Origin of the sequence: Pseudomonas sp. So3.2b (assembly GCF_019464415.1) — a bacterium.
In the GTDB taxonomy this organism is placed as follows: domain Bacteria; phylum Pseudomonadota; class Gammaproteobacteria; order Pseudomonadales; family Pseudomonadaceae; genus Aquipseudomonas; species Aquipseudomonas shahriarae.
Genome location: NZ_CP080494.1, coordinates 2,464,609 through 2,475,719, shown reverse-complemented (window position 1 = coordinate 2,475,719; position 11,111 = coordinate 2,464,609). Strand labels below are relative to the sequence as shown.

10 protein-coding genes and 1 pseudogene are annotated in these 11,111 nt (G+C 63.7%); 6 read left to right on the top strand and 5 right to left on the bottom strand.

All coding sequences use genetic code 11. From position 1 onward, the window contains the following. Positions 1-3: 3 nt before the first annotated feature. Together K1X80_RS11270 and K1X80_RS11265 are read left to right on the top strand one after the other, a co-directional pair. Positions 4-255, top strand: a complete 252-nt coding sequence (locus tag K1X80_RS11270; protein WP_220172894.1) for a type II toxin-antitoxin system HicA family toxin — start codon at positions 4-6, stop codon at positions 253-255. Continuing rightward, positions 252-617, top strand: a complete 366-nt coding sequence (locus K1X80_RS11265) for a type II toxin-antitoxin system HicB family antitoxin (protein WP_057959161.1) — start codon at positions 252-254, stop codon at positions 615-617. Before K1X80_RS11270 ends, K1X80_RS11265 begins: the two co-directional genes overlap by 4 nt. A gap of 1 nt (position 618) precedes the next feature. On the opposite strand, the gene K1X80_RS11260 is transcribed toward K1X80_RS11265, so the two are convergent. Then, complete coding sequence (locus K1X80_RS11260) at positions 619-1,791, bottom strand: MFS transporter (protein WP_115127923.1); 1,173 nt, start codon at positions 1,789-1,791, stop codon at positions 619-621. Positions 1,792-1,933: 142 nt separating this feature from the next. Here K1X80_RS11260 and K1X80_RS11255 point away from each other — a divergent pair, with 142 nt between their 5' ends. After that, a complete protein-coding gene (locus K1X80_RS11255) occupies positions 1,934-2,518 on the top strand; it encodes a TetR/AcrR family transcriptional regulator (RefSeq protein ID WP_057959159.1) in 585 nt (194 codons plus the stop codon). A gap of 33 nt (positions 2,519-2,551) precedes the next feature. On the opposite strand, the gene K1X80_RS11250 is transcribed toward K1X80_RS11255, so the two are convergent. The 4 genes and pseudogenes from K1X80_RS11250 to K1X80_RS11235 form a co-directional block, all read right to left on the bottom strand. Next, on the bottom strand, positions 2,552-4,072 hold the full coding sequence (locus K1X80_RS11250; protein ID WP_057959158.1) for an MDR family MFS transporter: 1,521 nt from the start codon (positions 4,070-4,072) through the stop codon (positions 2,552-2,554). Next, a pseudogene (locus K1X80_RS28395) lies at positions 4,062-5,211 on the bottom strand (HlyD family secretion protein). Before K1X80_RS28395 ends, K1X80_RS11250 begins: the two are co-directional and overlap by 11 nt. Continuing rightward, positions 5,208-6,686 (bottom strand): efflux transporter outer membrane subunit, encoded by a 1,479-nt coding sequence (locus K1X80_RS11240; protein ID WP_220172893.1) that lies wholly within the window; start codon positions 6,684-6,686, stop codon positions 5,208-5,210. The pseudogene K1X80_RS28395 and the gene K1X80_RS11240 overlap by 4 nt, the downstream one beginning before the upstream one ends. A 114-nt stretch (positions 6,687-6,800) precedes the next feature. Next, positions 6,801-7,547, bottom strand: a complete 747-nt coding sequence (locus tag K1X80_RS11235) for a helix-turn-helix transcriptional regulator (RefSeq protein ID WP_057439104.1) — start codon at positions 7,545-7,547, stop codon at positions 6,801-6,803. Positions 7,548-7,709: 162 nt separating this feature from the next. Here K1X80_RS11235 and K1X80_RS11230 point away from each other — a divergent pair, with 162 nt between their 5' ends. The 3 genes from K1X80_RS11230 (at position 7,710) to K1X80_RS11220 (ending at position 11,109) form a co-directional block, all read left to right on the top strand. Next, a complete protein-coding gene (locus K1X80_RS11230; protein ID WP_057439105.1) occupies positions 7,710-8,510 on the top strand; it encodes a glucose 1-dehydrogenase in 801 nt (266 codons plus the stop codon). After that, positions 8,503-10,329 (top strand): glycoside hydrolase family 15 protein, encoded by a 1,827-nt coding sequence (locus K1X80_RS11225; protein ID WP_057444742.1) that lies wholly within the window; start codon positions 8,503-8,505, stop codon positions 10,327-10,329. The genes K1X80_RS11230 and K1X80_RS11225 overlap by 8 nt, the downstream gene beginning before the upstream one ends. A 228-nt stretch (positions 10,330-10,557) precedes the next feature. Next, a complete protein-coding gene (locus K1X80_RS11220) occupies positions 10,558-11,109 on the top strand; it encodes a GNAT family N-acetyltransferase (protein ID WP_200660187.1) in 552 nt (183 codons plus the stop codon). The last annotated feature ends 2 nt before the right edge of the window (positions 11,110-11,111 follow it).

The window sequence follows — 11,111 nt, the reverse complement described above, 5'->3', positions numbered from 1 at the left end:
GCCGTGTTCAAAAATGAAAAGCTGCTCGCCAAACTGCTTAACCTGCAGATGGCATTTACCTGGCCTGAGCTCGTGACATTGTTAGGCTGGCTGGGTTACCGACAAATCGAAGGGGCTGGGAGCCGCGTCAAGTTCGACATAGGCGACCCGAGTGCAATGATCACCTTGCACAAGCCCCACCCCGGCAATGAACTGAAGTACTACATTCGGCGCCAGATCATTGAACAGTTGGAATCAGGAGGCTTGATTCAGTGAGCAACCAGTTGAAATACAAAGGTTACATCGGCTCCATAGAAGCCAGCGTCGAGGACAATTGCCTGTTCGGCAAGCTGCTGTTTATCCGCCCCCTGGTCAGTTACGAAGGGCAGACCGTGGCCCAGTTGGAGGCCGCCTTTCGCGAGGCCGTGGAGGATTATCTGGTTACTTGCCAGACCCTGGGCCAGGCACCGGAAAAGCCCTGCAAAGGCTCCTTCAATGTACGGGTCGGCCATGATCTGCACCTGGCTGCGGCCCTGGCGGCGACGCAGAAAAAGGTCACGCTCAACGACCTGACACGCCAGGCGCTGAACGAGTTCCTGCGCCATCACCGTACAGACAGCCACCCCGCCCTGGGGTGACTCATCCCAGGCGGCGGTAGCCCAATAAAGCGGACACCAGCACCACTGCCCCGGCCATCAGCGCCACCCAGAACCCGCTGGCGGCGCCAAAGTGGTCGATCATCCAGCCGGAACTCGCGGCACCGATGGCCACGCCGATACTCAAGCCGGTGATCAGCCAGGTCATGCCTTCGGTCAGGCGGCTGGGTGGCACGACCTGCTCCACCAGCGCCATGGACACAATCAAGGTCGGGGCAAAAAACAGCCCGGACACAAACACCGCCAATGCCAGCCCGAGGATATCCCCCACCCACAGCAGTGGCAGGGTTGTCAGGGCAGTGGCCAGGCCACAGAGCAGGAACTGCCGGGGCAAGGGCATGTTCAGCTTCAGCGCACCGAAGGCCAGCCCCGCCAGGCACGAGCCGATGGCATACACCGACAGCACGATACTCGCGGCAGCCGGCTGGCCCTGGTGCTGGGCGAACGCCACGCTGACCACGTCTACCACCCCGACAATGGTGCCCATGGCCATCAGTAGGATTATCAACACCAGCACCGACGGCTGGGTGATCAACCAACTGCCCTGGTGCTCAAGTTGCGCGTGAATGGCAGGCTCGGTCTGTTTTTGCAGAACAAAGGCGGTCACGCCAACCGCCAACAGGATCGCCCCCACCAGCGGCCCCGCCTCGGGAAACAGCAGCACACACAATCCCACCGACAGCGGCGGGCCGAGGATAAAGCACACCTCGTCGAGCACCGATTCCAGGGCAAAGGCTGTTTGCAAACGTGGCTGGCCACGGTAGATCTCGGTCCAGCGCGCCCGCACCATGGCCGACATGTTGGGCATGCAACCGGCCAGGGCGGCAAAGATAAACAGGGTCCAGTCCGGCGCCTGCAAACGGGTACACAGCAACAGCAGCAACAACGCCCCACCGCCGATCATGGCTGCCACCGGCAAGACGCGGCCCTGGCCATAACGGTCTACCAGTCGCGAAACCTGCGGTGCGCAAAAGGCCGTGGCCAGGGCAAACGTTGCCGCCACCGCGCCCGCCAACCCATAACCGCCACGCAGTTGGGACAACATGGTGATCAGCCCGATACCGGTCATGGATATCGGCATGCGAGCGAGCATGCCGGCCGATACAAAAGCCCTGGAACCTGGCGCCTGGAACAGCTCGGCGTAGGGGTTTGCCATGGTGCGTGACCTCTTGCTGGGAGCCCTGGAGCTTGCCATTCAATGCAATCCGGGGAAAAGATATACGGTGCGTATGTGACAAATCATGAGTAACATACGCGGCGTATGTCAACCACTCACCCACAACTAGCGAGCGTTTTCCATGAGCCGAGCCCGCGCCGAGATGATTGAAGAAACCCGCGCCCGCCTGTTGGCCAGCGCCCGCCATGCCTTTGCCACCCAAGGCTTTGCCAATACCTCGATGGATGATTTCACCGCCCGCGCCGGCCTTACCCGTGGGGCGCTGTACCATCACTTTGGCGACAAGAAAGGACTGCTGGCCGCGGTGGTCGCGCAACTCGACAGCGAAATGGATGACCGTCTGCAACAAATCAGCACTCAGGCCAACAACCCCTGGGACGGTTTTTGCGAGCGCTGCCGCGCCTACCTGCACATGGCCCAGGATCCCGAGATCCAGCGGATCGTGCTGCAAGATGCACCGGCGGTGCTGGGTGCAGACGTGGGGGCCCAGCAGCACTGCATCGAATCATTGCGTCGGCTGCTGGATGAATTGATGCAGGCCGGGCTTATCGAGCATGCCCCCAGCCTGGCACTGGCCCGGTTGATCAATGGCAGCCTGGTAGATACGGCGCAATGGATTGCCCATGCCGAACGCCCGGACGAATGCCTGGAGCAAGCGCTGCAAGGCCTGGAGTTGCTGCTGCGGGGGCTGAAACCCCATCGCTGAGTTGCTCGCCACAACACGAACCCGCGACAGCGATCAAGTGCGGCGAAGCAGCAACGCCGCCACCGCACACAAGGTCAATGCCACACACGCCAGGTAGAACGCGTCGCTGTAAGCCATCAAAAATGCCTGGTGCCGCACGCTCTGGTCGAGCAACCCCAGCACTTGCTGCTGCTCCGGCCATTGCTCCTGCAACAAGCCGCCGTTCGGCAAATGTTGCTGTAAAGCCGGTTCGAAAATGCTCAGCGACTCACCGATGCGCGCCGAATGCACCTGCTCGCGCACCACCACCAGTTGCGCCAGCAGGGCCGTGCCCACCGCGCCGCCCAGGTTGCGCAACATCGAGAACACTGCCGAGGCCGAGCCGGACTGTGCCTTGGCCAGCCCATGCACCGCCAGCACCGACAGCGCCACCATGATCAGCGGCTGGCCAATGCCGCGCACCACGATCGAGGGGATGATCACGTTGCTGGCGCTGTCTGCCGACAAGTGCGCGCCCATCCAGCAGCCCAGGGCCATGATCGCAAAACCGGAGGCCACGAGAATTTTTGCGCTCAACCACTTCATCAGTCGTGGCAGGAACGGCGCCAGCACCAGTTGCACCAGGCCATAGGCAATCAGGCTGACGCCAATTTCACTGGCGTTGTAGCCCTGCATCTGTGACAGGTAATTGGGCACCAGGAATACCAGGCCGTACGTGCTGGCACCGAAGATAAACATCGCCACACTGGCCACGCCAAAGTTGTAGTGCGCCAATAGCCGCAGGTTGATAAAGCTTTTGCGGCCCCACAATTGTCGGCCGACAAAGCCCACCAGGCCCACCGCCGCCGCCAGGCTCATCCAGCCGATAAACGCCGAACCGAACCAATCCTTGCGCCCGCCCTCCTCCAGCACGATCTGCAACGCGCCCAGGCCCAGGACCATGCAGGCGATGCCCAACCAGTCGCCCTGGCGCAACAGCCCAAGGTTCATCGGCTGGCGGTCAATGGACCAGGCCACTGCCGCCAACAGCGCGATACCGGGAAACAGTTGCAGGTAGAAGATCCAGCGCCACGAATACACATCGGTCAGCCAGCCACCAATGGACGGCCCTGCGGCCTGGGCCACACTGTTGGCCAGGCTGAACAGGGCCATGCCCAGGGGGATCTTGCTGGCAGGCAGTTCGGTGATGATCAACTGGAACGATAACGGAATCAGCACCGCCCCCGCCGCCCCCTGAATGACCCGGATGATGATCATCACCGGCAGGTTCGGCGCCATCGAACAGGCCACCGAGGCCACCAGGAAAACCCCGGAGCCCCACAGCATCACCCGCCGCAACGAGAACACCTGCACCAGCCACGCGGTGAGCGGGATCATGATGATTTCCGCCACCAGATAGGCCGTGGAAATCCACGAGCCCTCCTCGAACGTGGCCCCCAGCGCACCTTCGATTTCCGGCAGGGCGGCGCTGGTGACATGCACATTCATGCCGGCCATGAAGCAGCCGAACAAACCACCGATCACCGCGACCCAGGCGCGAAACGAAACGTTCGAGGTGCGCCCATCAGCCTCCATGGGAACCGTCCTGCTGGCTGGCCGGGCGGGTGTCCACCGTGGCGATCACGGACATCCCCGGCAAGATCACGGGTGCATTCGTCTCGTCGGCCACCAGGCGGATCTTCACCGCAAAGCGCTGCACGATCTTGGTGAAATTGCCGGTGGCGTTGTCCGGGGGCAACAAGGCGAACACCGCACCGGAACCGGGGGCGATGCTTTCGATCTGGCCGCGCCAGTGCTGGCCGGAAAAACTGTCCACCGCGATATCGACCGCCTGCCCCGGCGCCATGTGCTGCAACTGGGTTTCCTTGTAATTGGCGATCACATAGGCCTGTGCCACCGGCACCACCGCCAACAAAGGCAGACCCGGCATCACATACTGCTGGCGGCGGACCTTGCGCTGGCCCACTACGCCGTCGAACGGCGCGCGGATCGCTGTGTCATTCAAGGCATTCTGGGCCAGGGCCAGGTTGGCCTGGGCCTCGCCCACCCGGGCCTGGGATTCGGCGATCCGCGCCTTCGCCTGCTGGCGGCGCGCCTGCAGCACCTGGCACTGGGCTTGCTGCCGGGCCACTTGGGCACGGGCTTCGGTCACCGCTGCCAATGCCTTGGCCCGCCCGGCGCTGGCGGTTTCCAGGCGCTCGCGGGTGGCGATCTGTTGATCCACCAGATCGCGGTAGCGCTGGAAGTCCAGGCGCACGATGGGCCTCAGCCTCGCTGCTATGCAGGGCAGCCTGGGCCTGGGCGATACGTTGCTGCTGCTCGTCGAGCCGTGCGTCGAGGGTGGTCAGGCTGGACTGGCGGGCATTCGCCGCCGCCCGGGCTTGCTGCAACCGCGCCTGGGTGCTGCGCAGCTGCTCGACAAAATCACGCTCATCCAGGCGCACCAGCACATCCCCGGCCTTGACCGGCTGGTTGTCCTCCACCAGCACCTGGGCCACGTAGCCGGCAATCCGCGGGCTGACGGCGACCCAATCGGCGCGCACGTAGGCGTCGTCGGTCTCTTCCAGAAATCGCCCCAACTGCCACCAATACGCGGCAAACAGCCCCGCCCCCAACAGCGTCACCAGTGATGCGCCCGTCAGCAGGGCGCGGCGATGGCGCTGCATCAAGCTGGGAGTGGATGGCAGGATCGCGGGTTCAACAGCCTGGTTCATGGCTTGGCTCCAAGGGCAGCAAGGGGTAAGGGTTGAGGTTGATCATTGCGTTGCCAGCCACCACCGAGCGCCTGGAACAGGTCGATCTGGCGGTTGATCAAGCGCAGGTCGGCCTGGGCCACGCGGGCCTGGAGGTTGACCAGGTTGCGCTCGCTGTCCAGCAGTTGCAGGGCATCAAGGGCTCCGGCCCGATAGCTGCGGGTGGCCAGCTCATGGGCCTGCTGGCTGTTGTCCAGCGCGGCCTGCAGGGCTTGGCGGCGCTGTTGTTCGCCCTGGTACAGCGCCAGGGCTTGTTCGACTTGTTTCAAGGCACGCAGTACCGTGCCGTCGAAACGCGCCTGGGCCTCGCGCGCCTGGGCCCGGCGCTGGCTCACTTGGGCCTGGGCAACGCCGCGCTGGGGAAAGCGCCAGGACAGCAACGGCCCCACGGAGTACACCAGCGCTTCACTGGTCCCCAGCTTGCCCAGGCTGCTCGCGGAGGACTCCAGCGCGGCACCGAAGGTCACCCGTGGATACAACTCGGCGCGAGCGACACCAATGGCCAGCGTGGCCGCTTGCAGCTGGCGCTCGGCACGGCGAATATCGGCCCGCCGCTGCACCAGCGCCCAGCCATCGCCCACGGGCAGCGGCGCCTGCAATTGTGGGCGCCGGGCACAGGTTTGCCGTGCCACCTCCAGGGGCGGCACGCCACTGAGCACCGCCAGCTCATACAGGGCCGCCTGATAGCGCGCGGTCAACATCGGCAGCGGCGCACGGGTTTCTTCCAGCAGGCCATTGAGGCGCGCCAGGTCCAGCGCCGTCGCCGCACCGGCCTTCTGCAGTCTGCGAGTGACGTCGACACTGCGCTCCAACACCTGCACCGAATGACGCTGCACCTGGCGGCTGAACGCATAGACACAGGCCTGGCCATAGGCCCGGGTGGTCTGCGCGGCCACGGTCACCCGCCATTCGTCTTCCAGCGCCCGCGCCGCATCCGCATCGGCACGGGCGGCGGCCAGGCGATAACGCACCTCGCCCCAGAGGTCGAGGGTGTAGCTCAGGGAAAACCCAGGGGCGTGGCTCCACTGGGCCTCGGCCTGCTCATCGCGGGCCTGGGCCAGGGTCTGGTCGTCTCGGCTGCGGCCGTAACCGACGCCGTAGGTCAGAAGAGTCGAGGGTTGGCGTTCGCCATCTACCTGCTCCAGGTGTGCCAATAGCGCGTCGACATGGGCGGCGGCGGCGGCAAGGTCTTGGTTATGGTTCAGGGCCTGCGCTACAAGCCGGTCCAATTGCGGGTCACGGTAAAGCTGCCACCAGCGCTCGGGCAGCGGTTGGGCCGCAGACCCGCTGGACAAGTGCGGCGCCGCCCGGGCCGTCAACTGCGCTGCGGGCTCGTCGGGCAGGCCACGGCATCCGGCTAGCGCACCCAGCAGAAGCAGGGTCAGGACTGCCGGGGGGCGACTGCTGGTGGAGGGATGAACGACAAGGCTGGGCATCACAAAGCTCGCTGAAGAATGAGCTTTGCAGATTAGGCATGCGCCCTGGCGGATTCGCCCGCGCCAGGGCCATGTATCGTCGCCAAACGGACAATTGGGTTACATGAAGCAACATCAGGCCTGGGGACGAAAATGACTCGGCGGGTAACCCAGCGAGCGGCGAAACATCGCGCTGAACGCACTCGGGCTCTGATAACCATGTTCCAGCGCCACCTCCAGGATCGAGGCGCCCTGGGCCAGCAGCTTCAGGCTCAGGGCCAGACGCGCACGCTTGCGCCATTCGCCAAAGCTCATGCCCAGTTCCCGCTGGAAAATCCGGCTCAGGGTGCGCGCACTCATGTTCAGGGTGTCGGCCCAGGATTCCAGGCTGCTGTCATCGGCCGGGTTGCGGATAAACCGGGTACACAACCTGGCCAGGCGGGCTTCGCCAGGCACCGGCACATGCATGGCCACCACCGGCGCGGCCAGCAGCTCCATGCGGATCACTTCCACCATGGCCTGCAAGCGTGGGCTGTTGACTTCACCGGCGATCAGCGTCGCCGCCACGATCAGCTCGCGCAGCAGTGCCGAGACCTCGATCACCTGGCAGGTGCGGCCCAGGCTCGGCTCGACCTCGGGCATCAGGAACAGGGTGCGCATATGCACTTCGCCGGCCATGCGAATCTCGTGGGGCGTCCCGGCGGGTACCCACAACGCATGCCCGGACGGCACCAGCCAACTGCCCTGGGCCGTACTGACCACCATCACCCCGGTGACGCCGTGGATCAATTGCGCCTGGGTATGACAATGGGGATGGACCACTTCGTCGTTGCGGTAGTTGTCGGCATAAGCCTCAAGCCAAGGCCGGTGCACAGTTGTCATGGGCTGCGTCTCACGTCGTTAAGCCACTGATTCTAACTAAAAGCCCGCTGGCGAAAACGATAGATATAGACAGCCATCGTCGCATTCCAGACAGGCCACTGAACTTGTGCCCCGCGCCGTCAGTCAGCTGAATGGACTTCTGGAATAAAGGCTGGATGGACAATGCGCATCTCGTTGGAACAACAAGTCGCCGTAGTCACCGGCGCCAGCTCCGGCATTGGCGCGGGGGCCGCCAGGGCGCTGGCTGCGGCCGGCGCGGCAGTCGTGGTGAACTACAACAGCCAGGCAGAACCCGCCCAGGCCCTGGCCGCGCAGATCAACCAGGCCGGTGGCCGGGCCCTGGCGATCGGCGCCGATGTGTCCAGGGAAGCCGATGTCGAACGCCTGTTCGCGCAGACCCTCGACGCCTTCGGCCACCTCGACATCCTGGTGGCCAACTCGGGCCTGCAAAAAGACGCCGCCATCAGCGACATGACCCTTGAGGAGTGGAACGCGGTGATTGGCGTCAACCTCACCGGCCAGTTCCTCTGCGCCCGCGCTGCCCTGCGTATTTTTAACCGCCAGGGCGTGCGAGCCGGCGTATCCCGGGCCGCCGGCAAGATCATCCATATGAGTTCGGTGCACCAGTTGATCCCCTGGGCCGGCCACGTCAATTACGCGGCCTCCAAGGGCGGCGTCGAGATGCTGATGCGCAGCCTCGCCCAGGAAGTCAGCCACCAACGGATCCGCATCAACGGCATCGCGCCGGGGGCGATCCGCACCGCCATCAACCGCGCCGCCACCGAGGGCGATGCCGAACAGCAGTTGCTGAAATTGATCCCCTATGGCCGCGTCGGCGACGTCGAAGATGTGGCCAACGCCGTGGTCTGGCTGGCCAGTGATGCCTCCGACTATGTGGTGGGCAGCACCTTGTTTATCGACGGCGGCATGAGTCTCTACCCGGAGTTCAAAGACAATGGTTGATCTGAAAAACGAAGCGCAAAGCGCCATCGACGCCCACGGCATTATCGGTGACATGCGCAGTGCGGCGCTGATCAACGATCAGGGCAGCATCGACTTTTTCTGCTGGCCGGAATTCGACAGCCCGTCGATCTTCTGCTCGCTCCTGGACTCCCCCGCCGCCGGGATTTTCCAGTTGACCCCGGACCTGCCCCAGGCGCGCCGGGAACAGATCTACCTGCCGGATACCAATGTCCTGCAAACCCGCTGGCTGAGTGATGAGGCCGTGGTGGAAATCACCGACCTGCTGAGTATCAGCGATGACGTTGATGACCTGCCCCTGCTGATCCGCCGGGTGCGCGTGGTGAGCGGCAAGGCCACCCTGCACCTGCGCTGCGCGGTGCGCCATGACTATGCCCGGGCACCCACTCGGGCCACCGCCGATAACGCTGATGTGTGCTTCGAGGCGCCGGGCCTGCCTGGGTTGCGCCTGGCCAGCAGCGTGCCGTTGCAGATCGCAGATGACGCCGCCGTCGCCTGCTTTACCCTGGACCAGGACCAGGGGGCCGAATTTGTCCTTGGCGGCCGGGAAGACATACGCGTGGCCAGCGACGGTACCGACCTGCACCTGCAGCACACCCTGAAATTCTGGCGCGGCTGGCTGGCCCAGTCCAACTACCGCGGCCGCTGGCGGGAAATGGTCAATCGCTCGGCCCTGGCCCTGAAGCTGCTGACCTCGCGCAAACACGGCGCGATCCTCGCAGCGGCCACCTTCGGCCTGCCGGAAGCCCCCGGCGGCGAACGCAATTGGGATTACCGCTACACCTGGATCCGCGACGCCTCGTTCACCGTCTACGCCTTTATGCGCCTGGGTTTTGTCCAGGAAGCCAATGACTACATGCGCTGGTTGCGCGGGCGCGTCAGCGACTGTTGCGGGCAGCCGATGAAAATCAACATTCTGTATGGCATCGACGGCCGCCAGCAATTGCCGGAAACCGAGCTGAGCCACCTCAGCGGCCACGGCGGCGCGCAACCGGTGCGCATTGGCAACGAGGCCTTTGACCAGGTGCAGCTGGATATTTTTGGCGAACTGATGGACGCGGTGTACCTGGTCAACAAGTACGGCGAAGCCATCTCCCATGAGGGCTGGAAACACACCCTGGAAGTGGTGGACCAAGTGTGCGAAACCTGGAACCAGAAAGACGTCGGCATCTGGGAAATGCGTGGCGAGCAACATCACTTCCTGCATTCGCGGCTGATGTGCTGGGTGGCACTCGACCGCGCGATCCGCCTGGCCTCCAAGCGCTCGCTGCCGGCACCGTTCGCCCGCTGGGACCAGACCCGCCAGGCGATTTATGAAGATATCTGGAGCAACTTCTGGAACGCAGAACGCGGGCATTTCGTGCAGCACATCGGCAGCACTGCCCTGGATGGTTCGATGCTGTTGATGCCGCTGGTGCGTTTTGTGGCGGCCACCGACCCGCGCTGGTTATCGACCCTGGACGCCATCCAGAAAAGCCTGGTGCGCGATGGCATGGTCTACCGCTACCGCAATGACGACAGTCAAATTGACGGTTTGCAAGGCACAGAGGGGGCGTTTACCGCCTGTTCATTCTGGTACGTCGAATGCCTGGCCCGCGCGGGGCAAGTGGAAAAGGCCCATCTGGAATTCGAGCAACTGCTGCGCTATGCCAACCCGCTGGGGCTGTATGCCGAGGAATTCGACAGCCAGGCGCGACATCTGGGGAATACACCGCAGGCATTGAGCCATTTGGCCTTGATCAGCGCGGCGACGTTTCTGGATCGCAAGTTGAGCGGGGAGAAAACCGTGTGGCAACCTTGAGAATCAAGCAGCGAAGTGAAACCCTTGTAGGCGCTATCAGGCAACTTCAACATTGGCTGTACTGACGTCATCGCAGCCTCGCTAACGCTCGACAGCTCCCACCTTTGATCTTTGCGACCTTGAGCGAGCTATCTGCCTGCCTCCTCCTGTATTCAAGGAACGAATATGAACCCGCCCCTGGCGCCCGAAAATGTTCAGTCAATACCTATGCCAACCGCACCACACCACGTGGATACTTTCCCCACCCTGCACACCGAACGCTTGCGGCTCCGGGAGTTGACCCTCCAGGACGCCCCGGCGCTGTTTGCGATCTATCGCGATGCCGAGGCCATGCCTTGGTTTGGCATCGACCCCATGACCGACATATCCCAGGCCCACGCCCTGATCGCCACCTTCGCCCACTGGCGAACCCAGGCCAATCCGGGCACGCGCTGGGGCCTGGAATACGCCGGTGAGTTGATGGGCACCTGCGGGCTGTTCAAATGGAATCGCCAGTGGAACAGCTGCGCCCTCGCCTGCGAACTGGCGCCGTCAGCCAGGGGCAGCGGTTTGATGAGCGAGGCTTTGCGCAGCGTGCTCGACTGGGGCTTTGCGCAGATGCAACTGCACCGTGTCGAAGCGCTGGTCCATCCGCGTAACCTGCCGTCCCAGGCACTGCTGGGCCGGCTGGGCTTTACCCGCGAAGGCGTGCTGCGCGAGGCCGGGTTTTGGGCCGGTGGCTACCAGGATCTGCACGTGTTTTCGCTGCTGGCCCATGAACACGTAAAGGTTTCGCGCTAAAG